23 protein-coding genes are annotated in these 23,635 nt (G+C 62.2%); 9 read left to right on the forward strand and 14 right to left on the reverse strand.

Translation table 11 applies throughout. The features are described from left to right. From FY112_RS27540 to ubiE, 6 genes are all read right to left on the reverse strand, one after another. Positions 1-1,098, reverse strand: a complete 1,098-nt coding sequence (locus FY112_RS27540; protein WP_151519745.1) for a DUF917 domain-containing protein — start codon at positions 1,096-1,098, stop codon at positions 1-3. Then, positions 1,079-2,359, reverse strand: a complete 1,281-nt coding sequence (locus tag FY112_RS27545) for a Zn-dependent hydrolase (protein WP_151519746.1) — start codon at positions 2,357-2,359, stop codon at positions 1,079-1,081. The genes FY112_RS27540 and FY112_RS27545 overlap by 20 nt, the downstream gene beginning before the upstream one ends. Beyond that, positions 2,356-3,735 (reverse strand): amidohydrolase family protein, encoded by a 1,380-nt coding sequence (locus FY112_RS27550; protein WP_151519747.1) that lies wholly within the window; start codon positions 3,733-3,735, stop codon positions 2,356-2,358. The genes FY112_RS27545 and FY112_RS27550 overlap by 4 nt, the downstream gene beginning before the upstream one ends. A 23-nt stretch (positions 3,736-3,758) precedes the next feature. Beyond that, positions 3,759-5,345 (reverse strand): aromatic amino acid lyase, encoded by a 1,587-nt coding sequence (locus FY112_RS27555; protein ID WP_151519748.1) that lies wholly within the window; start codon positions 5,343-5,345, stop codon positions 3,759-3,761. A 151-nt stretch (positions 5,346-5,496) separates the two neighbouring features. Further along, positions 5,497-7,071 carry a 2-polyprenylphenol 6-hydroxylase gene (ubiB, locus tag FY112_RS27560; protein ID WP_151519749.1) on the reverse strand — a complete coding sequence of 525 codons (1,575 nt, stop codon included), beginning with the start codon at positions 7,069-7,071 and terminating at the stop codon, positions 5,497-5,499. Between the two features lie 71 nt (positions 7,072-7,142). After that, the gene (gene ubiE / locus FY112_RS27565; RefSeq protein WP_151519750.1) at positions 7,143-7,919 is read right to left on the reverse strand and encodes a bifunctional demethylmenaquinone methyltransferase/2-methoxy-6-polyprenyl-1,4-benzoquinol methylase UbiE; all 777 of its coding nucleotides are present in this window, start codon (positions 7,917-7,919) and stop codon (positions 7,143-7,145) included. 149 nt (positions 7,920-8,068) lie between these two features. Between ubiE and mutM the strand changes: the two genes are divergently transcribed. From mutM to FY112_RS27590, 5 genes are all read left to right on the forward strand, one after another. Then, entirely contained in the window at positions 8,069-8,974 is a 906-nt protein-coding gene (mutM, locus tag FY112_RS27570; protein WP_151519751.1) for a bifunctional DNA-formamidopyrimidine glycosylase/DNA-(apurinic or apyrimidinic site) lyase, read from the forward strand. A 38-nt stretch (positions 8,975-9,012) separates the two neighbouring features. Further along, a complete protein-coding gene (locus FY112_RS27575; protein ID WP_151519752.1) occupies positions 9,013-9,786 on the forward strand; it encodes an enoyl-CoA hydratase in 774 nt (257 codons plus the stop codon). 192 nt (positions 9,787-9,978) lie between these two features. Beyond that, positions 9,979-10,257 (forward strand): 30S ribosomal protein S20, encoded by a 279-nt coding sequence (rpsT, locus tag FY112_RS27580; RefSeq protein WP_003544819.1) that lies wholly within the window; start codon positions 9,979-9,981, stop codon positions 10,255-10,257. A gap of 858 nt (positions 10,258-11,115) precedes the next feature. Then, positions 11,116-12,666, forward strand: coding sequence for a chromosomal replication initiator protein DnaA (dnaA, locus tag FY112_RS27585; protein WP_151519753.1), 1,551 nt, complete (start codon positions 11,116-11,118; stop codon positions 12,664-12,666). 135 nt (positions 12,667-12,801) lie between these two features. Continuing rightward, on the forward strand, positions 12,802-13,914 hold the full coding sequence (locus FY112_RS27590; RefSeq protein WP_017958685.1) for a saccharopine dehydrogenase C-terminal domain-containing protein: 1,113 nt from the start codon (positions 12,802-12,804) through the stop codon (positions 13,912-13,914). A 130-nt stretch (positions 13,915-14,044) separates the two neighbouring features. Here the strand turns inward: FY112_RS27590 and hemW are convergent, their stop codons facing one another. The 4 genes from hemW to rph are packed head-to-tail and all read right to left on the reverse strand — an operon-like array spanning position 14,045 to position 17,043. Then, complete coding sequence (gene hemW / locus FY112_RS27595) at positions 14,045-15,247, reverse strand: radical SAM family heme chaperone HemW (RefSeq protein ID WP_151519754.1); 1,203 nt, start codon at positions 15,245-15,247, stop codon at positions 14,045-14,047. Between the two features lie 9 nt (positions 15,248-15,256). Continuing rightward, positions 15,257-15,901 carry an RdgB/HAM1 family non-canonical purine NTP pyrophosphatase gene (rdgB, locus tag FY112_RS27600; protein ID WP_094086844.1) on the reverse strand — a complete coding sequence of 215 codons (645 nt, stop codon included), beginning with the start codon at positions 15,899-15,901 and terminating at the stop codon, positions 15,257-15,259. Further along, on the reverse strand, positions 15,902-16,327 hold the full coding sequence (locus tag FY112_RS27605; RefSeq protein WP_151519755.1) for a VOC family protein: 426 nt from the start codon (positions 16,325-16,327) through the stop codon (positions 15,902-15,904). Further along, entirely contained in the window at positions 16,324-17,043 is a 720-nt protein-coding gene (rph, locus tag FY112_RS27610) for a ribonuclease PH (RefSeq protein ID WP_017958689.1), read from the reverse strand. The genes FY112_RS27605 and rph overlap by 4 nt, the downstream gene beginning before the upstream one ends. 128 nt (positions 17,044-17,171) lie before the next feature. Between rph and hrcA the strand changes: the two genes are divergently transcribed. Together hrcA and grpE are read left to right on the forward strand one after the other, a co-directional pair. Next, positions 17,172-18,260, forward strand: a complete 1,089-nt coding sequence (hrcA, locus tag FY112_RS27615) for a heat-inducible transcriptional repressor HrcA (RefSeq protein WP_012755759.1) — start codon at positions 17,172-17,174, stop codon at positions 18,258-18,260. A gap of 110 nt (positions 18,261-18,370) precedes the next feature. Continuing rightward, positions 18,371-19,003, forward strand: a complete 633-nt coding sequence (grpE, locus tag FY112_RS27620) for a nucleotide exchange factor GrpE (RefSeq protein WP_003544834.1) — start codon at positions 18,371-18,373, stop codon at positions 19,001-19,003. 38 nt (positions 19,004-19,041) lie between these two features. Here grpE and FY112_RS27625 read toward each other — a convergent pair whose 3' ends face one another. Beyond that, positions 19,042-19,986 (reverse strand): nucleoside hydrolase, encoded by a 945-nt coding sequence (locus FY112_RS27625; protein ID WP_151519756.1) that lies wholly within the window; start codon positions 19,984-19,986, stop codon positions 19,042-19,044. 278 nt (positions 19,987-20,264) lie between these two features. Here FY112_RS27625 and FY112_RS27630 point away from each other — a divergent pair, with 278 nt between their 5' ends. Further along, entirely contained in the window at positions 20,265-20,690 is a 426-nt protein-coding gene (locus FY112_RS27630) for an Hsp20 family protein (protein ID WP_151519757.1), read from the forward strand. A 47-nt stretch (positions 20,691-20,737) separates the two neighbouring features. Further along, on the forward strand, positions 20,738-20,995 hold the full coding sequence (locus tag FY112_RS27635; RefSeq protein ID WP_003544838.1) for a DUF1150 family protein: 258 nt from the start codon (positions 20,738-20,740) through the stop codon (positions 20,993-20,995). Between the two features lie 54 nt (positions 20,996-21,049). Here the strand turns inward: FY112_RS27635 and FY112_RS27640 are convergent, their stop codons facing one another. From FY112_RS27640 to metK, 3 genes are all read right to left on the reverse strand, one after another. Next, positions 21,050-21,316, reverse strand: a complete 267-nt coding sequence (locus tag FY112_RS27640; protein WP_017958692.1) for a DUF2277 domain-containing protein — start codon at positions 21,314-21,316, stop codon at positions 21,050-21,052. A 234-nt stretch (positions 21,317-21,550) separates the two neighbouring features. Then, complete coding sequence (locus FY112_RS27645; protein ID WP_151519758.1) at positions 21,551-22,252, reverse strand: tRNA (guanosine(46)-N(7))-methyltransferase TrmB; 702 nt, start codon at positions 22,250-22,252, stop codon at positions 21,551-21,553. Then, positions 22,249-23,502, reverse strand: a complete 1,254-nt coding sequence (gene metK / locus FY112_RS27650; RefSeq protein WP_017958694.1) for a methionine adenosyltransferase — start codon at positions 23,500-23,502, stop codon at positions 22,249-22,251. Before metK ends, FY112_RS27645 begins: the two co-directional genes overlap by 4 nt. Positions 23,503-23,635: the final 133 nt, after the last annotated feature.

A 23,635-nucleotide genomic window follows, 5' to 3' on the forward strand; every position in this document is an offset into this window, starting at 1 on the left:
TCAGGCCTTCGTCGCCAGTGCATAACGTGCGATCTCGATCCCCATCGCCTTTTCGACGACGGGATAGACGGTTGGATCGAGCACGCTTGCCGACAGCGGAATGATCTCCATCGGCACATGCAGGATGAAGACAGGCATGCCTTCTTTGAGCTGGCCGACGCTGAGCGGCTCGCCCTCCGGTGAAAGCGTGGTGATGACGGCGGGGAAGGTCGCAAGCCTTTTGCCATCCGCATCGTCCACCGCCATATATTCGTTCATCACATGCAGCGTCACCGATTTTTCGCCCGCGCCGACAGTGATCGTGCCGATGTCGAAGGCCTCCTTGGTGTAGACGACGTCCTTGCGGGTGATGACGCCCTCGGCAAGGATATGCCCGCCCGTCGTCTTGCAGATCGCGTCGATGACGGCAGATCCGCCGCGCTTCTCCGCCGCGATGATCGCCTCGCCGAGCGCAAGCGCCATCGAGATACCGCCGAGCGCTGCATGGGTGCGGACATAGGAGGCGCGGAGCGGATTGCGGCAGCTGGCGATGAAGCCGCCGGATTGGTCGGCGGCGGCGCGCAGCACCGGCGAGATCTTCGCCGTCGCTCCCTTCACCACCAGTTCTATATAACGGTTCTCGGCGCGATTGCCGCCGACGGCGGTCTGGATCATCTGCTCGGGCGAACCGGCCATGCCGATCGAGCCCATGTCGCCTGTGGGATGCGCGCGGATATCACCGACCGCGTCGACCACCTTGGTGCCGAGGATCGCTGACGGCAGCCAGCCGTTCAGCGTCGAGGATTTGCCGTTCTGGCCGATGATCAGCCCGGAAAGCTTTTCGCCCAGCGCCTCCTGCAGCAATTGCACAGCCTTCACATAGTCGATGCCCTGCATTTCCCAGGGCGTCGTGGAGGCCGGTGCGCCAATCGCGGCTGCGGTGGCAATCCAGTCCTCGTCCTTCAGTTCGTCGATCGAGACCAGCTCGGGCTTGCCGACATTGACGGCGGCATAACCGAGCATCCGTCCGTGATCGGCCCAGCCGCCGCCGCCGGCGGCATAGACGGAGCCGCCCTTGACGGCAGCTTCCACGTCCTTCTCAACGAGTATGCGTCCCATTCGCCTTCTCCTGATTCAAGCTTTTGTCCATCGCGCGCACCGCCTCGAACATCACGGCCGCGCCGAGCGCGATATCGTCGTTTTCAGCCCACTCGTCGGCCGAATGGCTGCGGCCGTCCCGGCAGGGCACGAAGATCATCGCCGCCGGCGCCACCTTGGCGATCCAGGCGGTATCGTGTCCCGCGCCGGAGGCCATGCGCCGATGTTTTGCGCCGACCCGTTCGCAGGCAGCCTCCAAGATCGACAGCAGTCCGGCATCGCCAGGCGTCGGCTGATTGTCGGAAACTCGGTTCGGGGTCTTGATCGTCACGCCATAGGCGCCCGCCAGCTTTTCGACATGGCCGTCGAGCCAGCGGCAGAATGCCTCGATGTCGGCACGGACTTCGGCACGGCCATCGATCAGCAGCACCACCTTCGACGGCACGACATTGGCGGCGTTCGGCTCGATCCTGAATTCCCCGACCGTTGCTGCAAAATGGCCCGGCGTTTTGGCAAGTTCGGCGGCGGCGTTGCGGATGTCGAGCACCAACTGCGACGCTGCGACCAGCGCATCCGCCCGCCGATCCATCGGCGTCGTTCCGGCATGGTCGGCCCGCCCTTCGACGGTGATCTCGATACGGGTGATGCCTGAGATCGCGGTGACGATGCCGATATCCTCCTTTTCGGCTTCGAGCACCGGCCCCTGTTCGATATGAAGCTCCAGAAAGCCTGCTATATCGGGCCTGTTCTGCTGCATCAGCACATCGGGTCTGCCGCCGACCTGGGCGATGCCTTCGGCCAGGTCGCGCCCGTCGCTGACGCGCGAAAGCCAGGCCTCCGGCAGTTGGCCGGTCATGCCGCGGCTGCCGATGCAGGACACGCCGAAGATGCTCACCTCCTCGGCAAGGAAATCGACGATTTCGAGATCGTGATCGAGTTCGATATTCTGATCGCGCAGCGCGCGCGCCACCTCCAGCGCCGAGATCACGCCGGCGATGCCGTCAAAGCGGCCGCCCTCCGGCACCGTGTCGGAATGCGAGCCGACCATGATCGTGCCGAGCCACGGTTTCCGGCCTGTCCGCCGTCCGATCAGATTGCCGGCGGCATCGATCCGCGTTTCCAGTCCCGCCGCCTTCATCCGCGCTTCGATATAGGCCCGGCCATCGAGAAAGAGCGGCGAGAAGGCCCGCCGCGTCCAGGGATGCCCCGGCTCGGTGATCCCGGCCAGCGCCTCGATATCTCCAGCGATCCGGCTGGCATTGACGGGAAGATTGCGGCTCATTCGACAGCTCCCGCAATGACCTGGCGCGGCGGCGGCCGCACGAAGCGGCCGTTGCCGGGTTTGGCCAGCACCTTGGCGCCCTCGGCGATCTTTTCGCCCCTGAGGTAGGTGGCGGAAACGGCCCACGGCAGGCGGATGCCGTTATAGGGGCTCCAGCCGACGACGTTGTTGCCGCTCACGGCGGCATCATAGACGCTGTCGCGCGGCTCGAGCACGACGATATCGGCATCCTTGCCCGGGGTCAGCGCGCCCTTGATATGGTCGAGCCGGAAATGCTTTGCCGGGTTCTCCGCCATCAGCCTGGCTGCCCATGTCAGCGGAATGCCGCGGTCCACGGCGCCTTTGACAAACAGCGGCATCATCACCTCGAGACCGGGAACGCCGGAGGCATTGGCAAGCATGTCGGGATTGGTCTTGCGGTTTTCCGACCAGCTGACGTGATCGGTCGAGACCAGCCAGACATCGCCCTCGGCAACCTTCCGCCAGAGCGCCTCCACCTCGGCGCGCGGCCGCACGGGCGGATTGATCTTCGCCTTGCCGCCGAGGCGCTTCACGTCGTTTTCCTCGTCGAGCGTTAGATAGTGGATGCAGCATTCCACCGTCGCCGCAAAGCCGTCGCGGCGATAGGCGCGCGCGATATCGTAGCCGCGCCCGAGCGAGCAGTGCACCACATGCGCCGGGCAGCCGGTATTGGCGCCGGTCTCGAAGATCGTATGCATCGCCAGCAGCTCGGTGATCGGCGGCCGCGACAGGCCGTGCGCCCGCCAATCGGTGATGCCGCTCGCCTTCACCTGCTCCATGTAAGTGCGCACCGCCTCGTCGTCTTCATTGTGTACGCCCGCCGTCAGCCCCGTCGGCGCGATAGCCGCAAAGCAGGCGTCGAGCAGGGCCGGCGGAATGCGCGGAAAGCGCTTCGGGTCGGTACCGAATGTCGAGAATTTGAAGGCCGCAACGCCTGCCTCCACCATTTCGCGGACCCGTGCGGGGCCTTCTTCCGGATCGACGGTGCCGTAAAGCGCGAAATCGACGCGCGCCTGCGGACCGGCATGGTCGATCTTCCGCTTCACCGCCGCTGCCGAGCAGACGAGATTGCCTTCGTCATAGGGCATGTCGACGATCGTTGTCACTCCGCCGGCTGCCGCCGAGCGCGTCGACCAGATGAAATCTTCCTGGTCCTTCTGGGAAAGCGAATGCACCTGGGCGTCGATCGCGCCGGGCAGGATCAGCGCTTTTCCGAGCAGATGCCGTTCGCGGCCCGCAGGCGGCACGCCGAGGCCGGCCTCGGCGATTTTGCCGTCGCGCACGGCGACATAGCCCTCGTCGAGAATGCGGTCCGGCAGCACCACCGTGCCCTGCAAAACGAGATCGAAGTCCATGCCGCTTTCTCCGTAACTGGAAATCACACCGCTGCCGGCTCGTGACGGGTTAGCCGTTCCTCGATGCGCTCCAGCGAGCCGAGGGCGAAGAAATCGTCGAAGGAGGCGATCGGAACCTGCTCGGTCAGCTTCGTAACGAATTCGTCCGAACCAAGTTCCTCCTCGATCGCCTCCACTTCAGCCGAAAGCGGCCGGTCGACCGTATAGAAATCCGCATGTTTGCGCACGACCTCGTAGAGCATGGCGGCGACACCCTTCGGTTCATCGCCGAGAATGTCGATAGCTTGGGCCGACAGCAGCGCCTCGAGTGCTGCGAGACGCTTCAGCGCCCGCATCTGCCGGTCGAAGCGTTCGATGACGAGCGGCAGGAACGCCGCCTCATCCTCGAGCCCGGCCGCGACGACCAGCGACTGCGCCGACACGGGATTGGACATCGACAGCACGCGCGAGAAGATCTCGCCGGCAAGTTTGATGATCGGCCCGAAGCCGGTGGCGATCCGCCCCGGCGGCACGAGATTGACCGGCAGGTCGCGCCGCTGGCCATTGCCGAGAATGACGCAGCGGTTGAAGGCGTTGCGCGCCGCATGCGCCATGCAGAGCGCTGCCGATTCGAGCAGGATCGTCACATCGAGCGGCAGCGAACCGCCCGACGTCATCACCCGGCCTTCGACCACGACGGGATTGTCGTCCGAGCGCCCGGTGGCGGCAAGGATCTTGTGGCCGGTCGATAAGAGGTTTTCGATCACCGCGCCGAACACCTGGGCGATCATCCGCAGGCTGAGCGGATCCTGCACATGGGTTGCGACGGGCCAGTTCCATTCGTCGGAGGCATTGCAGAGCCATGCGCCGATCAGCGCCTCGCGCGCCGTTCCGACATGCCGGACCGCCTTCCAGGGATCGCGGGAAGCGCCGAGCGCGCCGGCCGCCATCATCGCCGTCGCCAGCAGGACGCGGATCGAGGCCGCGGCGTTGCGCGTCGTTTCCGCTGCCGAGGCAAAGCTCACCGCATTGATGCTGAGCGAAGCGAGGCTGTCGCGCGGCGCCATCCGCATCGGTTCCAGCCCGGCCGCCTGGAAAGCCTCGGCCGCCTGCATCCGGTTGCCTCGATAGATCGCTTCGCCGACGCCGGTCAGCACCGCGCCGATCTGTCCCATCAACCCGATATCCGCACAGCCGATCGAGCCGGTACGGCGCACGACCGGGATGAGATCGGCCTCGAGCATCCTGATATAGGCCTGGATCAGCTCCGGCGTGCAGCCGACCTGGCCGGTCAGCGCCGTGTTGATACGGATCGCCATGGCATTGCGCACGATACTGCAGGAAAAAGGGGTGCCGGTGCCGAAATGATGGGCGCGCACCAGGCCTAGATTGAAGGTGTCGAGTTCGTCGGCCGACCACTCCACATCCTTCATGGCGCCGACGCCTGTCGTCGAGCCGTAGACGGGCATGCCGGAGGCAATGGCATCCTCGACGACCTCGCGGGCGATCGCGATGCGGGCCATGCCGGTTGCCGAAGCCGAAACCGCAGCCTTGCCCGCCCCGATCGTCACCATGTCGGCAAAACCGAGCGGCCGTCCGGAAAGTTCGATGCCAAGGCGTTCGTGCTTCATGTGCCTATCTCCCTAGAACAGGATGCTGAGCATGATGTCGCCCGAAAACCGTTCACACTGTTCGGCATCATGCTCGGAACGAGAGACTAAGCGAGCCCTCCGTCACATGGGATATCCCAAATGCCGAACACCGCATGTTTTTGGCAGGCGGTCAGCTCAGCATCCAGGCAATATAGACAAGCGTCAATGCGATGATCCACAGCGCAATCCTGCCCGAGCGGTTGTGCCGCGCTTCGGCCTTGCCGATCGCCTCCGCCGTCTCATTATCGAAACGCAGTCCATGTTCGCTCATATACAGCAGCTGATGGTGGAATTTTTCGGTTTTTGCCGCGATTTCCGGCACGGCTTCGGCGAGCTTGACCGCCGCTTTCAGCCCGTCCTTGAGATCGGTGGCGATCCGTTTCGGACCAAGATTGGTGCGGATCCAGTCGCCGACGACAGGTTCGGAGGCCTTCCACATGTTGAAGCGCGGATTGAGCATGCGCGACACGCCTTCGACCACGACCATGGTCTTCTGCAGCATCACCAGCTCCGGCCGTGTCGCCATGTCGAAGAGTTCGGTCACTTCGAAAAGCAGCGTCAGCAGCTTGCCCATCGAGATCGTCTCGGCCGGCTGCCCATGGATGGGCTCGCCGATCGCCCGGATCGCCTGGGCGAAGCTCTCGACATTGTGGTGACCGGGCACATAGCCGGCCTCGAAATGCACCTCGGCGACGCGGATATAGTCGCGGGTGATGAAGCCATAGAGGATTTCGGCGAGGAACCGCCGCTCCTTCTTGCCCAGCCGCCCGACGATGCCCATGTCGACGGCGACGATCATGCCGCCCGCATCGACGAAGAGATTGCCCGGATGCATGTCGGCATGGAAGAAGCCGTCGCGCAGCGTGTGGCGCAGGAACGACTGGATCAGCGTATCGGCAAGCAGGTTGAGATCGTGGCCTGCCGCGCGCAGGCCGTCGACATCGGACATCCTCGTGCCGTCGATCCACTCCATGGTGATGACGTCGCGCCCGGTGCGTTCCCAGTCGACCTTCGGCACGCGAAAGCCGGGATCCCGTTCGGTATTCTCGGCGATCTCGGAAAGGGCGGCCGCCTCCAGGCGAAGATCCATCTCCACCTTGGTCGTCTGCTCCAGTGTCTTCGTCACCTCGACCGGCCGCAGCCGCCGGCTGGACGGCAGGAAACGCTCCTGCATATGGGCAACGAGATACATTGCCTCGATGTCATGGGCAAAGCGCTGGCGCACGCCGGGGCGCACGATCTTGACGGCGACCTTCTTCCGGCCCTCGGCACTATCGACCTCGGCCGGATGCACCTGCGCGATCGAGGCGGCGGCGATCGGATCGCCGAAGCTCGCATAGAGTTCGCCGATCGGCCGTCCGAGCGAGCCCTCGATATTGGCCTTGGCGGCGGCCGAGGGAAAGAAGGCCATCCGGTCCTGAAGCTGCGACAGGTCGTTGGCGAATTCGACGCCGACGACATCCGGCCGCGTCGCCAGGAACTGCCCGATCTTCACATAGGAAGGACCGAGCCGCTCGACAGCCTGGGCCAACCGGTCGCTGCGCTTCTGATGCCGCGCCTTGCTTCGCTCGAAAATCGTGACGAAGGATTTGGCGAACGCGACCGGAGGCGGCAGCCCTTCGGAAGGAAGGGCTGACACGACACCCTCACGCACGAGCACCCAGCCGACGCGCCAAAGGCGGAAATAGGCGCCGAAAGTGCTCATGCAGGCTGGCCTGCTTGCGAAGGGGCGGCCAAGGACAGGAATGAAGGAAAGCGTGTGGCCTGCGTCATGCCTCAGAGCTTCCAGCCGGAATGGAGTGCGGCAATGCCGCCGGTATAATTGGTGAAGGTGACGCGCGAAAAGTCGGCCTGGCGGATCATTGCCGCGAAATTCTCCTGGTTCGGGAACTTGCGGATCGATTCCACCAGATATTGGTAGGGTTCGGCATCGCCGGTGATCGCCTTGCCGAACTGCGGAATGGCATTGAATGACCAGGCGTCGTAGATCTTGTCGAGAAGCGGCATATCGACTTCGGCAAATTCCAGCACCAGCAGCCGCCCGCCGCGCTTCAAGACGCGATAGGCTTCAGACAGCGCCGCATCGATCCTCGGCACGTTGCGGATGCCGAAGGCGATCGTATAGGCGTCGAAGCTGCCTGCCTCGAAAGGCAGTTCCTCGGCATTCGCCTCGACAAAGGTGAGATTGCCGGAAAGCTTCTTCTTTTCCGCCCGCTCGGCGCCGACGCCGAGCATCGAACCGTTGATGTCGAGCACCGTGGCATGCGCCTGTCTTCCCGAAGCCTCGACGATGCGGAAGGCGATATCACCAGTGCCGCCGGCGACGTCGAGCACCTTGTAGCCAGGCTCCTTGCGCGGGTTCAGCGCCGAGATCATCGCATCCTTCCAGGCGCGGTGCATGCCCATCGACATGACGTCGTTCATGATGTCGTAGCGCTTGGCGACCTTGTGGAACACCTGGTTGACCAGGCTCTGCTTCTGGCCGTCAGGCACCTCGCGGAAGCCGTAGGAGGTCTCCATGCCGCCATCGGCGGAAGTGCGGCTTTCTGACATCAGACTGCTCCGTTCCTGACGATTCGGGCGCGACGGCCATAGCGAAAGACCGCGCGCGACGTTATCACTGGGCCGCGTTTTCCGCGGCACACTGGCGCTATAGCGCACATCGTCGTTTGTTGAAACACGTTAGAGATAGATGGGTTAAGATGCCGGAATTGCCAGAAGTCGAAACGGTGAAACGCGGCCTGACGCCGGCGATGGAGGGCACGCGCGTCACCAGACTGGAGCTGCGCCGCGGCGATCTGCGCTTCCCCTTTCCCGATGCTTTCGCGGACAGGGTTTCCGGCCGCACCATCGTCAGCCTTGGCCGCCGCGCCAAATATCTGCTGGTCGATCTCGACGACGGCAACACGCTGATTTCGCATCTCGGCATGTCTGGTTCTTTCCGCATTGAGGAAGGCCGCATTGAGGAGGGTGCCGCCTCCGGCGTGCCGGGCGAATTCCACCATGCCCGCTCGAAGGACGAGAAGCACGATCACGTCGTCTTCCATCTGGAAGGCACAAGCGGCCCGCGCCGCGTCGTCTATAACGATCCGCGCCGTTTCGGCTTCATGGATATGGTGGGACGTGCCGATCTCGCCGCCCATCCCTTCTTTCGCGATCTCGGCCCGGAGCCGACAGGAAACGAGCTCAGCGCCGCCTATCTGGCCGAACGCTTTCGGGACAAGGCGCAGCCGCTGAAGAGTGCGCTGCTTGACCAGAAGAACATTGCCGGTCTCGGCAATATATATGTGTGCGAGGCGCTGTGGCGCTCGCATCTTTCGCCGATCCGCGCCGCCGGTACGCTGGTAACGGCGACTGGCCGGCCGAAGGCGCAGCTTGACCTGCTCGTCGCCTCGATCCGCGACGTCATCGCCGAAGCGATCGCCGCCGGCGGATCATCGCTGCGCGACCACATCCAGACCGACGGATCGCTCGGTTATTTCCAGCATTCCTTCTCCGTCTATGATCGCGAAAGTCAGGCTTGCCGCACGCCCGGCTGCGGCGGTACGGTCGCCCGCATCGTCCAGGCGGGTCGCTCCACCTTCTATTGCGCCACCTGCCAGAACTAAGCCTGCCAGAAGCAAGAGTGAGAAACCGGGAGAACAGCATGGCCTATGAGACCCTGATCGTCGAAACCCGAGGCAATGTCGGCCTCGTCACGCTAAACCGCCCGCAGGCGCTGAACGCGCTGAATTCCACCGTCCTGAAGGAACTGAAGGAGGCCTATGCCGCCTTCCACGCCGACGAGGCGATCGGCGCGATCGTGCTGACCGGTTCCGAGCGCGCCTTTGCTGCCGGCGCCGATATCAAGGAGATGCAGCCGCTTGAGTTCGCCGATATCTATAAGAGTGATTTCATCAGCGGCTGGGATGAGGTCGCCAAGGCACGCAAGCCGGTGATCGCTGCCGTCAGCGGTTTTGCGCTCGGCGGCGGCTGCGAGCTCGCCATGATGTGCGATTTCATCATCGCCTCGGAGACGGCGAAGTTCGGCCAGCCGGAAATCACCCTCGGCGTCATTCCCGGCATGGGCGGCTCGCAGCGGCTGACGCGCGCCGTCGGCAAGTCGAAGGCAATGGATCTCATCCTGACCGGCCGCATGATGGATGCGGCGGAAGCCGAACGATCGGGACTCGTTTCGCGTGTGGTCGCGTCCGAGCGTCTGCTCGACGAGGCGCTGGCGGCCGCCGAAAAGATCGCTTCGCTGTCGCGCCCCTCGGTGATGATGGCCAAGGAGGCGGTCAACCGCGCATTCGAGACGACGCTGGAGGAGGGATTGCGTTTCGAGCGCCGCCTGTTCCACAGCCTCTTTGCCACGGAAGACCAGAAAGAAGGCATGGCGGCCTTCGTCGAGAAGCGCAAACCGGCTTTTACGCACCGTTGAATGCTTTTAGGCGCTTGCTGGTGGTAAAGCTTGAAAATCCGCGTTGACGTGGGCCGGCTTTAGAGTTATATGCCCGCCCACGGTTCGGAAAGCCGGTTTGGTTTTCCGCGATTGCTCCCGCATTGCTGGATTTTGTGGCCGCAGGGCCCGCGGTAATGGCGGAGTTTGTTCGAATTCTTGAGAGAGGCATCCATGGCCAATACAACTTCGGCGAAAAAAGCGACCCGCAAGATCGCCCGCCGTACCGACGTCAATAAGGCTCGTCGCTCGCGCGTTCGTACTTTCGTTCGCCAGGTCGAAGAGGCCATCGCCTCCGGTGACGCCGCCAAGGCGAAGGAAGCTTTCCTGGCGGCTCAGCCCGAGCTTGCCCGCGCTGCCAGCAAGGGTGTGCTGCATTCCAACACGGCATCTCGCAAGGTCTCGCGCCTGGCCGCTCGTGTGAAGGCTCTTTCGGTCACCACGACCGCGTAATCTTCCGTTAACGACTTCTTCTTTATGATTAGCCCGGTAATTTTACCGGGCTTTTTCGATTCAACCGATCAGCCCCTGCATGGTTAATCTCAAGACTGTTACGTGTCAGCGCCATGACAGGAAAAATTGTTTAAAAACAAAGTCTTGCGCAAGGATGCTTTTGCACTGCGCGACTCTGCCCCAAGCTTCCCGGACCACAGGGGAGTCAAGAGGATTTTATTTTTTTTCTTTCAATGCGTGTCAAAATAGCCCGAACGGGGGAATCTCTTTGATTCAACTGCGATTCTTTTTTGACGCTGGTGTGACGCCCGAAAAGGGCAGGCCGAGTCAATGGCCGCTTGTTAATTTTGCGTAAAATTCATCGTTGATATTGCCGTTTGATCCTGCCTAAATGGCTTCCAACAGAGGGCGCGGACATCACCTGCAGAGGCTCGGTTTTAACTGCCACGTCGGCAGGGCGATGAGTTTGTGCCTTTTGTTACGGAGCCCTGCGCTTTCGTTTTTTCAAGCACTCGACGGATTTGAGCCGTAACGTGGCTGTTACGGAGCGGGGATGTTTTGTGCCTTCAGCGGCCACACGTTTAAGGCGAGGCCGCCGGAGAAGGTAAAGTAATATTGCGTTCGGGCTGGTCGGCCGAAAACGAGGTTCGACCGCCAGCCTGACACGGAAGGCCGATGAAGGTTGCCGCATGAATGCGGCCCCTGCAACGGAGTTCTGCGTCGGTCCCGTTGAGGGGCCAGTGTTTTGAGTGAACCGGCAGGCGAGCGGCTCATGAGGATCCGTCAGCCCGCCAAAGCGGGGATTGATCGGGCGGCTGTTTTAGCGGATGCCGCCCGGTGGAATTGAAAGGCGGCATTATGCAGATGAATACGATGACGACGGGCGGGCTCGACAATGGGGATGCGGCACCGCAAGCGTTCGGCTCCATTCGCCTCGAAGTGGGCGAAGCAAAGGCGGAAATGAAGCAGAGCATTTTGTTTGAGCGCGTCAGCGCGCGCTTGAAGGCCCAGGTCGGTCCTGACGTCTATGCCAGCTGGTTTGCCAGGCTGAAGCTGCATTCGGTATCGAAGAGCGTGGTTCGCCTTTCGGTTCCCACGACCTTCCTGAAGTCGTGGATCAACAATCGTTATCTCGATCTCATCACCGGTCTGTTCCAGGCCGAGGATCCGGAAATTCTGAAAATCGAAGTCCTGGTGCGCACGGCAACGCGCCACGGCACCAAGGCACTCGATGAGGCGGTCGCGCCGGAACCAGCCGCCCCCACGCAGATGCGCCGCCCGACAAGCGCGCAGCCGGCCGGTCAGGCCGTCCAACAGGCGGTTTCGGCTGTTGCCGCCGCAAGGCCAGCAAGCTTTGGCTCGCCGCTCTTCGGTTCGCCGCTTGATAGCCGTTTTACCTTCGACACCTTCGTCGAAGGTAGCTCGAACCGGGTCGCACTTGCGGCTGCAAAGACGATTGCGGAAGCTGGTCAGGGCGCCGTGCGCTTCAACCCGCTCTTCATTCATTCGACCGTCGGCCTGGGCAAGACCCACCTGCTGCAGGCGGTCGCCAATGCGGCGGTGCAGAACCCGCGGGCTCTGCGCGTCGTCTATCTGACGGCCGAATATTTCATGTGGCGCTTTGCCACCGCGATCCGCGACAATGATGCGCTGACGCTGAAGGATTCGTTGCGCAATATCGATCTCCTGATCATCGACGACATGCAGTTCCTGCAGGGCAAGATGATCCAGCATGAATTCTGCCATCTCCTGAACATGCTGCTCGACAGCGCCAAGCAGGTCGTCGTTGCCGCCGACCGTGCGCCCTGGGAGCTGGAGTCGCTCGACCCCCGCGTTCGCTCGCGGCTGCAGGGCGGTGTGGCGATCGAATTCGACGCGCCGGATTACGAGATGCGTCTCGAAATCCTCAAGCGTCGCCTGGCTGTCGCCCGGCTCGAAGATCCGTCGCTCGACATTCCGGCCGAACTGCTCCAGCATGTCGCCCGCAACGTCACGGCCAGCGGCCGCGAACTTGAAGGCGCCTTCAACCAGCTGGTCTTCCGCCGTTCCTTCGAGCCGAACCTGTCGATCGAACGCGTCGACGAACTGCTCGCCCATCTGGTCGGCTCCGGCGAGCCCCGCCGTGTGCGCATCGAGGATATCCAGCGCATCGTCGCAAGGCACTACAACGTCTCGCGCCAGGAACTGGTGTCGAACCGCCGCACCCGCGTCATCGTCAAGCCGCGCCAGATCGCCATGTATCTGTCGAAGACGCTGACGCCGCGCTCCTTCCCGGAGATCGGCCGCCGGTTCGGCGGGCGCGATCACACGACCGTGCTGCATGCCGTGCGCAAGATCGAGGAACTGATTTCGGGAGACACCAAGCTTTCGCACGAAGTCGAGCTTCTGAAGCGGCTGATCAACGAATAATCGATAGTTTTTGCGAAAAATCAACGGCCGGAAGCGATTCCGGCCGTTTTCCTTTATAAGTTTTTTATTCTATACCTCCCGCGCATGACGTGCATGTCAAAGACTGAAGCGCCAAACGGCGCGTGGGAGGAATGAATGAGTTTCGAAAAGATCGCCGTTCTCGGCCTGGGCAAGGTCGGACGGCTGGCGGCGACGCTGTTGCATGAAGGCGGCTTCGAGGTCATCGGCGTCGACGCGCAATTGCCGCTGAGTGACGTCCCCTTCAAGTGCCGCACCGGCGATATCTCCGACCCGCAGGTGATCGGCGAACTGCTCTCGAATGTCGAGGCGGTGCTCTCCTGCCTGCCCTATCATTTGAACATCGAATTGGCGCGCGCCGCCCATCTTGCCGGCATTCATTATTTCGATCTGACCGAAGACGTTCCCACAACCAATTTCATCATCGAGCTGTCGAAGACCGCCCGCGGCCTGATGGCACCGCAATGCGGCCTGGCGCCGGGTTTCGTCGGCATCGTCGGCGCAAGCCTGGCCGACGGCTTCGATCGCTGCCGGTCGATCCGCATGCGCGTCGGCGCCCTGCCGCAGCATCCGACCGGGCTGCTCGGCTACGCCTTCAACTGGTCGCCCGAGGGCGTCGTCAACGAATATCTGAACGACTGCGAGGTCATCGAGGGCGGTGTGCGCAAGCTCGTCTCGCCGATGGAGTGGCACGAGACCGTCTATGTCGGTGGCGTCAAGCTCGAAGCCTTCACGACGTCGGGCGGCCTTGGCACCATGTGCGACACCATGCTCGGCAAGATCGACAATCTCGATTACAAGACCATGCGTTATCCCGGCCATATGGAGCTGATGAACTTCTTCTTCCACGAGCTGCTGATGCGCGACAAGCGCAAGCTCGCCGGCGAGATCCTGACCAATGCCAAGCCGCCGGTTGAAGACGATGTCGTCTATGTCCATGTCGCCGCCGAGGGCACCGAGAATGGCAGCCTGCGCCGCAAGGAGTTCGTGCGCGCCTATTACCCGATCGAGATTGCCGGCGCGCGCCGCACGGCGATCGCCTGGACGACGTCAGCCTCCGTCGTCGCCGTCATCGAGATGGTCCGCGACGGTCTGCTACCGGCGACCGGTTTCCTGCACCAGGAGCATATTCCGTTGGAGATGTTCCTGAAGACGCCGACCGGCAGCCTCTTCAAGGCGGGCGCCACTACAGCGCCGCGCGTCTATTCAGACGCGCAAAGGACGCTGTAGCACTTTGAATGCTGCATAATTTTATCCTTAAATCGATCTCGATTTAAGGAATTATGCAGTAGTCACGGCTGAGACGTGCCTGCGCGGCGGTGATGTCAATGCCGCCGCGCTGCAAATCCAGCCCGCCGCGTTAGCAGGCGAGATCGGCGACGACGGAATCGAGGATCAGCATGCCTGATGGCGTGCAGCGCAGGCGTGAATTACCGATCCGCTCGATGAATTTGTGTTCGAGCAGGAATTCCTCGCGTTTGGGGTCGAGGTCACGGCCCGAAAGCTGCTGCCAGCGGGCGAGATCGACACCTTCTCTCAGCCGCAGCCCCATCAGCAGCAGCTCGTCGGACTGCTCCTCGAAGCCGAGCCGCTCCTCGTCGAGAATGCCGTGCCCGTCACGCTCGACCATGTCGAGCCAGGTTTCCGGCTTGCGTTCGGTCGCCGTCGCGAGCTTCTCGGGGCCACGCGTCAGCCGGCCGTGGGCGCCTGGGCCGATGCCGGCATAATCGCCGTAGCGCCAGTAGGTCAGGTTATGCCGGCTTTCGGCCCCCGGCCGGGCATGATTGGAAACCTCATAGGCCGGCATGCCCTCGCGCGCGGTGATCTCCTGCGTCGCCTCGTAGAGCACTGCCGATTGCTCGCCGTCCGGTACGATCAGCTTGCCGGCCTTGTGCAGGCCGTAGAAGGGCGTGCCCTCCTCGATGGTCAGCTGATAGAGCGAAAGATGGTCGACCGCATGGGAGATAGCCTCCTTCAGTTCCTTTTCCCATTCCTCGACCGTCTGCTCCGGCCGGGCATAGATCAGGTCGAAGGACATGCGCGGAAAGATGTCGCGCGCCAGCCTTATCGCCTTCAGAGCGTCGGCGACATCATGCAGCCGGCCGAGGAATTTCAGATCCCGGTCGTTCAGCGCCTGCACGCCGAGCGAGACGCGATTGACGCCGGCCGCCCGGTAGCCGCGGAAGCGTTCGGCCTCGACGCTCGAAGGGTTGGCCTCCATGGTGATCTCGATGCCGGCAGGCACATGCCAGTGCTGCGCAATGCCGTCGAGAATGGAGGAGACCGTTTCCGGCTTCATCAGCGAAGGCGTGCCGCCGCCGAGGAAGATGCTCGTCACCGTCTTCGGTCCGCTGATCGCCCGGACCGCCGCCATCTCCTTCAAGAAAGCTGATGTAAAGCGTTCTTGATCCACCGGCTGGTGGCGCACATGGCTGTTGAAGTCGCAATAAGGACACTTCGCCGCGCAGAAGGGCCAATGCACATAGACGCCGAAGCCCGGCTCGCCGGTATCAGGCAGCAGAGCCGCGTCGCGCGAGGTGCTTGGCGTATCGAAATTGACCACGGACCGACCTTATGCCTCCAGGCAGGTTTCGACAAAGAGCTTGAAGGCGCGGGCGCGGTGCGACAGCGCTTGCGGCTTGCCGACGTTCCAGCCGTGTTTTTCCTCGCCGCTCATTTCGCCGAAGGTGATGTCGTAGCCCTCGGGCTGGAAGACCGGATCGTAGCCGAAGCCCTGGGTGCCGCGCGGCGGCCAGACGACGCTGCCTTCCACCTCGCCGCGAAACAGCTCCGTATGCCCGTCCGGCCAGGCAAGGCAGAGCACGCTGATGAAACGCGCCCTGCGCTGTTCAGGCTTTGTCGCGCCGGCATCCTGCAGCGCCTTTTCCACCTTCGCCATCGCCATATCGAAATCGCGCGTGCCGTCGGCCTTCTCCGCCCAATTGGCGGTGTAGACACCGGGATCGCCGCCGAGTGCATCGACCACCAGCCCGGAATCGTCCGACAGCGCCGGCATGCCTGAGGCATTGGCCGAGGCGACCGCCTTGATCGTCGCATTCTCCTCGAAGCTCGTGCCGGTCTCATCGGGTTCGACGAAGTTCAGCTCGGCGGCCGATTTGGCGGTGAAGCCGAGCGGCCCGATCAATTCCTGGATCTCGCGGATCTTGCCGGCATTGTGGCTGGCGACGACGATGGTCTTCGTTTCAAGCTTGCGCATTCAGATTTCCTGTTCGATGCCCCAGATTTTAGCCTCCGCGCATTCCAGGCTGTTGCCATCCGGATCGCGGAAATAGATCGAGCGGCCGCCGTTCGGCCAGCGCACTTCGGATTCGATCGCCACGCCCGCCGCCGTCAGCCGTTCGGCCATGGCATCGATATTGCGGCCGGATACCCGGAAACAGGCATGGCCCTGGCCGATCGTGCCGTGCGGCGGCACCTGCAGTGCCTCCGGCGCCGGCGGCTTTACCGTTTCGTCCGGATTGAAGATCAGGAGAACGCCCGGCCCGCAGCGGAAGAAGACATGCCGGTTGGCGGCGCGGGCGATCTTTTCAAGCCCGAGAACGTCTTCGTAGAACGTCTCGGCCTTATCGAGATCCCGCGCATAGAGCGCCGTTTCCAACATGCCTTCCAGCATGGGGTTCATCCTTCGACGGCTTGCTTCTGCAGCGCCACGAGTTCGCCGATGCCGTTTCTGGCAAGCTGCATCAGCGAGGTGAATTCGCCTTCGCTAAACGGCGTGCCTTCGGCTGTGCCCTGGATCTCGACGATCCCGCCGGTGCCTGTCATGACGAAGTTCGCATCGGTCTCTGCCGAGGAATCCTCGATGTAATCGAGATCGATCACCGGCTGGCTGGCGAAGATACCGCAGGAAATGGCGGCGACATGATCTTTCAGGACCCGGTCGACCTTGATCATGTTGCGGCTTTCCATCCACTTCAGGCAGTCGTAAAGCGCGATCCAGCCGCCGGTGATCGAGGCTGTCCGTGTGCCGCCATCGGCCTGGATGACATCGCAATCGAGCGTGATCTGCCGTTCGCCGAGCGCCTGCAGGTCGACGACGGCGCGCAGCGACCGGCCGATCAGCCGCTGGATTTCCTGGGTGCGGCCGCCCTGCTTGCCGGCGGCGGCTTCGCGCTTCATGCGTTCGCCGGTCGCTCGCGGCAGCATGCCGTATTCGGCCGTGACCCAGCCCTTGCCGGTATTGCGCAACCATGGCGGCGTCTTTTCTTCGAGGCTTGCCGTGCAGAGCACATGCGTATCGCCGAACTTCACCAGGCAGGAGCCTTCCGCATGCTTGGAAAAATTGCGCTCGAACGAGACCTTGCGCATCTGGTCGATTTTTCTGCCTGAAGGCCGCATTCTTATCTCCTGGGGTTTATTTGACCGCTTCTACGATTGGCGGCGCTCATTTGCAAATTCCCTTTTGCCACGGGTGTTAGTTTGACTTACTTTTCGGGAAGTATCATCAACACGGGTTCGAAAGCTTCATGGGCATCAGGTCGACGTCGGTTTCGGATGCCGTAGCTGCGCTGGACGAGCGCTCCAGGGAAATTTTTCGTCGCATCGTCGAAGGTTATCTGGAGAGCGGCGAGCCGCTCGGTTCGCGCAACCTGTCCCGTATCCTGCCGATGTCGCTGTCGCCGGCCTCGGTGCGCAACGTCATGAGCGATCTCGAAGAGCTCGGCCTGATCTATTCGCCGCATGTCAGCGCCGGCCGGCTGCCGACCCAGATCGGCCTGCGGTTCTTTGTCGATGCCTTCATGCAGGTCGGCGACCTCTCGGCCGAGGAGCGCGCCAGCATCGACCGCCAGGTGCGGGCCGAAAGCGGCGGCAATCCCGTCGAATCGATGATGAACGAGGCAAGCCGCATGTTATCCGGCATTTCGCGCGGCGCCGGCCTCGTCATCACCTCGAAAAGCGATCCGGTGCTGAAACATGTCGAGTTCATCCGGCTCGAACCGACAAAGGCGCTGGCCGTGCTCGTCGGCGATCATGATCAGGTGGAAAACCGCATCATCGAGCTGCCGGCGGGCGTCACCTCCTCGCAGCTGACGGAAGCGGCGAATTTTCTCAATGCCCATATGTCCGGCCAGACCCTGCCGGAGCTCCGCAAACAATTAAGCCGGCTGAAAGACGACGTCCGTCACGAGCTTGATGCCCTGTCGCGCGATCTGGTCGAGCGCGGCATCGCTGTCTGGGCCGGCAGCCCGGACGAGGGAAAGCCGACGCAGCTGATCATCCGCGGTCGCGCCAACCTGCTCGAAGGGCTCGCTGGTGCCGAGGATCTCGACCGGCTGCGCCTGCTGTTCGATGATCTCGAGAAGAAGGACAGCCTGATCGAGATCCTCAATCTCGCCGAAAGCGGTTCGGGCGTGCGCATCTTCATCGGTTCGGAAAACAAGCTCTTCTCGCTGTCCGGCTCGTCGCTCATCGTCGCGCCGTATCGCGACGATGACGATCGCATCGTCGGCGCCGTCGGCGTCATCGGTCCGACGCGGCTCAATTATTCCCGCATCGTGCCGATGGTGGACTATACAGCCCAGCTCGTCTCCCGCCTTTCGCGCAATCAGCTTTGATGCGCAGCAATCAGTCACGCGGAATTTTCGCTTCTTTGTCACGCAGACTTGATTTTTTTCGGTCAAACCTCGATATCGGGCGCATCTGAAGACACCAACCGGAGACCGTCATGACCGATGACACGACGAAAAACGGACCTGACGCAACTGCGGCCGACGCCGCAGCCGACGCTGCCGCCTACGTCGAGAACGAAACTGCGCAGCAAGAGCCCGCCCAGCCGGACCCGATCGAGCTTCTGAAAGCCGAAAACGGCGAACTGCGCGACCGCTATTTGCGCCTTGCTGCCGAGATGGACAATCTGCGCCGGCGCACCGAGCGCGAGGTAAAGGATGCCAAGTCCTATTCCGTGGCGGGTTTTGCCCGCGATATGCTCGCCGTGTCTGACAATCTGCGCCGCGCGCTTGATGCCATCCCTCCGGAGACCAAGGCTGCAGCAGACGCCGGCCTGAGCACGCTGATCGAGGGTGTCGAGATGACCGAGCGTGCCATGCTGTCGGCTCTGGAACGCCACGGCGTTCGCAAACTGGAGCCGGTTGGCCAAAAGTTCGATCCGAATTTCCATCAGGCGATGTTCGAGGTGCCGAACCCGGACGTGCCGAACAACACGGTCGTGCAGGTCGTGCAGGCCGGTTTCACCATCGGCGAGCGCGTGCTGCGCCCGGCCATGGTCGGCGTCGCCAAGGGCGGTCCGAAGCCGGCCGAAGCCGAAACCAACTCCGTCTTCGACGAGAAAGACGCTTGAGATCGTTTCCTTCCTCCTCGAGGAAGGGAAACCGAAGTTTAGATGCGGGCGAAGCGTTCGATCAGCAGATTGAAGAAGCCGTCCGCATCGACTTGGCGCATGACCCTGGCATTGCGCTTGCGCTCGGTCACATGCCACCAGTCGACGACGGTCATGCCGATCGTGAGTTCGGACTGGACCTCGATCTCGACATTGCACTCCCGGCCCTTGAAAAGCTCCGGCTTCAGCAGGTAGGCGACGACGGTCGGGTCGTGCAGCGGCCCGCCGTCGGAACCGTATTTCTCGATGTCGAAGCGTTCGAAGAATTCCAGCATCTCGACCATGGCCTTTGCCGGCGCCGTGCCGATCTCGGCCATGCGCTTCACCCGGTCCTTGCGGGTCAGCAATTGATGCGTCACGTCTAGCGGCATCATCACGATCAGAACGCCCGAGCGGAAGACGATATCGGCTGCCTCCGGGTCGACATAGATGTTGAACTCGGCCGCCGGCGTGATGTTGCCGCCCTCGAAAAAGCCGCCGCCCATCATCACCAGTTCGCGGATGCGGGGGACGATGTCGGGCGCCTTCTGGAAGGCCATGCCGATATTGGTGAGCGGCCCGAGCGTACACAGCGTCACCGTGCCTTCCGGCTCGCGGCGCAGCGTCTCGATGATGAAGTCGACGGCATGGCCGGGCTGCAGCGCCATCGTCGGCTCGTCGAGATCCGGACCGTCGAGGCCAGTTTTGCCATGCACATGTTCGGCGGTCACCAGCTTGCGAGCGATCGGCGCGTCGGCGCCGGCGAAAACCTTCGTCTCCGCCCGGCCGCAGAGCTCGCAGACGATGCGCGCATTGCGGCTGGTGAGCGAAAGCGGCACATTGCCGGCGACCGTCGTGATCCCCAGCACCTCCAGCTCATCAGGGCTGCCGAAGGCAAGCATGATGGCGGCCGCGTCGTCCTGGCCGGGATCCGTGTCGATGATGATCTTTCTTGCGCTTGCCATTCCGATCGTTCCATCCTCGCACTGCATGTTATCGGCATGTACCGATTTCTTCACGTCCCGTCTCAAATCAGCACATTCGGCGCGGGCATGTTTTGATGCGAGGCAGCTGACGCTTTGTCAAGGAAAGAGCCTGACGCCATCACCTTAAAATCGAGAGGTGACGCCGGCACGTCGCGGCCGATGCCTTGCGGCGCCGGTATTCTGTCCCCATATTAGCGGCATCCGGATGCTGCACTTGAGGTCCGGGATGGTCGCTTGCATCAAGGACTTGAAAAAAGATGAGCCGCATTACCCCTTTCGCCAGTCCGCTGCTTCTGGGCTTCGATGCCATGGAAAAGACGCTGGAGCGCATTTCCAAGGCGAGTGACGGATATCCGCCTTATAATATCGAACGTATCGCCGCCGACACCGGCGCCCCGGAACGTCTGCGCATCACCCTTGCCGTGGCCGGGTTCAGCGAGGAGGAACTCGATGTCTCCATTGAGGAGAACCAGCTTGTGATCCGCGGCCGCCAGGTCGAACAGGGTGAGCGGGACTATCTTTATCGCGGTATCGCCGCCCGTCAGTTCCAGCGTACTTTCGTTCTTGCCGACGGGATGCAGGTGCTGGGTGCGGCCCTGAAGAACGGTCTGCTCTCCGTCGATCTAATTCGTCCGGAACCCGCGCGCATGATCAAGAAAATTAACATTTCGGTCTCACAGTAGCACAACGGTTTGTCGAACCGTTGGTCCCTTCTCCCGGAGGAACAGGAATGTTGATGAAAGAAGCCACGTCTCACTTGACCAAATCCGAGCTTGCCCACATCGGCAACGGCGAGGTCGCCTATATCAGAAAAATGCGCACCGATGAGGTCGCCAAGTGCTTTCCCGAGGCGCCGGATATCGATCCGAACGTCGATCTCTGGGCACTCTTCGGCGCCGACGGCACGCCGATCCTTTTGACGGACAACCGCTCCAGCACCTTTTTCAAGGCTGCCGAGGACGAATTGAAGACGGTCAGCCTGCACTGACCGTCAAGGCCATTTGAGCCTTGATTGAGATCTCTTGTGCGTGACAGGGTTTCCTTAAGCGAACCGGACCGCCGTTCTCGCGCGCGCCTTTGCCGCTACTTCTTCGCGATCACGAGGAGGTTGAGACGTTTCCAGCGAATCGAGCAGCTCGCGGGCACATGCCGCGATGGAATTGACCGCGTGCTCGAATGCGACCTCATTGCGCTTCGACGGTTTGGTCGTTCCGCTCACCTTGCGCACGAACTGGAGCGCGGCATCGTGGATCTCGTCGTCCGTCGCTGGCGGATCGAAATTGAACAGGGGTTTTATATTTCGGCACATGACTTGCTCCCGGTCATTGTCTCTCTTCCATTGAGAGGAGGGTGGCCAGCACAGAAAATAGTCGCGTGAGCGCTAATGGCAACCGGTCCAACGGCGGAACCCTACGCGTCGCAAGGCAGGGCGCAACTCCTTCAGTTCGGTTTTTTGTCGCTGTCGGGAACCATCAGATCAGCGTCCCAGGCGATTGCTCTCGCGAAGAACATCACAGGCGCGTTCGCCGACTTGCCGGCTGCCTCAGATTTTCCTGAACGTCAGATAGGCCGAAGACCGGCCCTCGCGGCGCGCCTTGGCCTCGTAACGTGTGCTCGGCCAGCCCTCATAGGGTGTCAGCCAATCGGCTGCATTGTCGGCTATCCAGTCGAAACCGCCGTGGTCGCGGCACTTGATCAGCGTCCAGTTTACATAGGTATCGATGTCGGAGGCGAAGCAGAACAGGCCGCCGGGCTTCAGCACGCGATGAAAGCGGTCGAGATTGGTTTTCGAGACGAAACGCCGCTTCCAGTGCTTCCGCTTCGGCCAGGGATCGGGATAGAGCAGATCGACCTGATCGAGTGCGCCGTCCGGCAGCCAGTCGAGCAGCTGCGTCGCGTCGTCATTATAGACGCGAATATTGGCGGCACCCGTCTCGCCGATGCGCGACAGCAGCTTCTGCATGGAATTGACGAAGGGTTCGACGCCGATGAAGCCGGTCGAAGACCTTTCCAGCGCGCGGTAGATCAGGTGCTCGCCGCCGCCGAAACCGATTTCCAGCCGCAATCTTTCGACCGGAAGCGGGAAGAGGGAAGTCAGCGGCTCCGGGGGAGCCGCCGACAGATCGATCAGGAATGCCGGCAGGAGACTGTGCAGCGTTTCGGCCTGCTGTTCGCGCAGGGCCTTGCCCTTGCGGCGACCGAAGAAGGCTTCGGTCGCCCGCCCCCGGCGTTCCATATCCGTCATGCAGCGGCTTTGGTCTTAACAGATTCCTTGAGCGCCTTCACGAGGTCGGTGCGCTCCCAGGAGAACGAGCCGTCGCGGCCGGCCTTGCGGCCGAAATGGCCATAAGCCGAGGTCTTGGCGTAGATCGGCTTGTTGAGGTCGAGATGACGGCGGATGCCCGACGGCGACAGGTCCATGTTCTGGCGGATCGCGGCTTCGACCTGATCCTCGAAAACACCCTTGCCGGTGCCGTGCAGGTCGACATAGATCGACAGCGGCTGAGCAACACCGATGGCGTAAGAGAGCTGGATCGTGCAACGGTCGGCAAGGCCGGCAGCTACGACGTTCTTGGCGAGGTAGCGAGCGGCATAGGCGGCCGAACGGTCGACCTTCGTCGTGTCCTTGCCGGAGAATGCGCCGCCGCCATGCGGAGCGGCACCGCCGTAGGTGTCGACGATGATCTTGCGGCCGGTGAGGCCCGCATCGCCGTCCGGTCCGCCGATGACGAACTTGCCGGTCGGGTTGATGTACCACTTGCAATCGTCAGCGATTTTCAGCTCGCCGAGCGCTTCACGGATATAGGGCTCGACGACGGCGCGGACCTTCTTCGAATCCCAGCTCTCGTCCAGATGCTGGGTCGAAAGCACGATCGAGGTTGCTTCCGACGGCTTGCCGTCGACGTAGCGCACGGTCACCTGGCTTTTGGCGTCGGGGCCGAGCTTGGCGACTTCGCCGTCGCCCTTCTTGCGGGCAACTGCGAGCAGCTGCAGGATCTTGTGGGAATAATAGATCGGTGCCGGCATCAGATCCGGCGTTTCACGGCAGGCGTAACCGAACATGATGCCCTGGTCGCCGGCGCCCTCGTCGCCCTGCTGGTCGGCGGCGCTGTCGACGCCCTGCGCGATGTCGGCCGACTGCGAGTGCAGGAGCACGTCGATCTTTGCCGTCTTCCAGTGGAAGCCGTCCTGCTCGTAACCGATATCCTTGATGGCGCGGCGGGCGGCAGCCTTGAACTTCGAAGGATTGATGACGTCTTTGCCGTCCTTGTCCTTCTTCATCAGGCTCGGCGGCAGGCGGACCTCGCCGGCGATGACGACGCGGTTGGTCGTCGCCAGCGTTTCGCAGGCAATGCGCACGCCCCACGGATTGACGCCGGTCTTGGCCGCTTCGCGGTAGACCAGATCGACGATCTCGTCGGAGATGCGATCACAGACCTTGTCCGGATGACCCTCGGCAACAGACTCGCTGGTAAAGAGATAATTCGCGCGCATTTCGGGATTCCCCTCAAAGAATAAAAGCCAGCTAGTAGGTACTCAGTTCGAGGGCCGATGACAAGCGCAGAAGGACATAAATATATCTTTATATCTGCGACAAAGTGACAAATTTTGCCCCAAAAACGCAAAA

Origin of the sequence: Rhizobium sp. PEPV16, from assembly GCF_008919455.1 — a bacterium.
Classification (GTDB): Bacteria; Pseudomonadota; Alphaproteobacteria; order Rhizobiales; family Rhizobiaceae; genus Rhizobium; species Rhizobium leguminosarum_Q.

Bases quoted from the DNA above. Each gene is read 5' to 3' on its own strand.
- FY112_RS27605 (WP_151519755.1), bottom strand. From the start codon at position 16,327: ATGAACCCCATGCTGGAAGGCATGTTGGAAACGGCGCTCTATGCGCGG.
- metK (WP_017958694.1), bottom strand. From the start codon at position 23,502: ATGCGCGCGAATTATCTCTTTACCAGCGAGTCTGTTGCCGAGGGTCAT.
- FY112_RS27590 (WP_017958685.1), top strand. From the start codon at position 12,802: ATGAGTTTCGAAAAGATCGCCGTTCTCGGCCTGGGCAAGGTCGGACGG.
- hrcA (WP_012755759.1), top strand. From the start codon at position 17,172: ATGGGCATCAGGTCGACGTCGGTTTCGGATGCCGTAGCTGCGCTGGAC.
- FY112_RS27575 (WP_151519752.1), top strand. From the start codon at position 9,013: ATGGCCTATGAGACCCTGATCGTCGAAACCCGAGGCAATGTCGGCCTC.
- FY112_RS27545 (WP_151519746.1), bottom strand. From the start codon at position 2,359: ATGAGCCGCAATCTTCCCGTCAATGCCAGCCGGATCGCTGGAGATATC.
- FY112_RS27625 (WP_151519756.1), bottom strand. From the start codon at position 19,986: ATGGCAAGCGCAAGAAAGATCATCATCGACACGGATCCCGGCCAGGAC.
- FY112_RS27640 (WP_017958692.1), bottom strand. From the start codon at position 21,316: ATGTGCCGAAATATAAAACCCCTGTTCAATTTCGATCCGCCAGCGACG.
- FY112_RS27540 (WP_151519745.1), bottom strand. From the start codon at position 1,098: ATGGGACGCATACTCGTTGAGAAGGACGTGGAAGCTGCCGTCAAGGGC.
- grpE (WP_003544834.1), top strand. From the start codon at position 18,371: ATGACCGATGACACGACGAAAAACGGACCTGACGCAACTGCGGCCGAC.
- mutM (WP_151519751.1), top strand. From the start codon at position 8,069: ATGCCGGAATTGCCAGAAGTCGAAACGGTGAAACGCGGCCTGACGCCG.
- FY112_RS27635 (WP_003544838.1), top strand. From the start codon at position 20,738: ATGTTGATGAAAGAAGCCACGTCTCACTTGACCAAATCCGAGCTTGCC.
- FY112_RS27630 (WP_151519757.1), top strand. From the start codon at position 20,265: ATGAGCCGCATTACCCCTTTCGCCAGTCCGCTGCTTCTGGGCTTCGAT.
- ubiE (WP_151519750.1), bottom strand. From the start codon at position 7,919: ATGTCAGAAAGCCGCACTTCCGCCGATGGCGGCATGGAGACCTCCTAC.
- dnaA (WP_151519753.1), top strand. From the start codon at position 11,116: ATGCAGATGAATACGATGACGACGGGCGGGCTCGACAATGGGGATGCG.
- rpsT (WP_003544819.1), top strand. From the start codon at position 9,979: ATGGCCAATACAACTTCGGCGAAAAAAGCGACCCGCAAGATCGCCCGC.
- FY112_RS27550 (WP_151519747.1), bottom strand. From the start codon at position 3,735: ATGGACTTCGATCTCGTTTTGCAGGGCACGGTGGTGCTGCCGGACCGC.
- rdgB (WP_094086844.1), bottom strand. From the start codon at position 15,901: ATGCGCAAGCTTGAAACGAAGACCATCGTCGTCGCCAGCCACAATGCC.
- ubiB (WP_151519749.1), bottom strand. From the start codon at position 7,071: ATGAGCACTTTCGGCGCCTATTTCCGCCTTTGGCGCGTCGGCTGGGTG.
- FY112_RS27645 (WP_151519758.1), bottom strand. From the start codon at position 22,252: ATGACGGATATGGAACGCCGGGGGCGGGCGACCGAAGCCTTCTTCGGT.
- FY112_RS27555 (WP_151519748.1), bottom strand. From the start codon at position 5,345: ATGAAGCACGAACGCCTTGGCATCGAACTTTCCGGACGGCCGCTCGGT.
- rph (WP_017958689.1), bottom strand. From the start codon at position 17,043: ATGCGGCCTTCAGGCAGAAAAATCGACCAGATGCGCAAGGTCTCGTTC.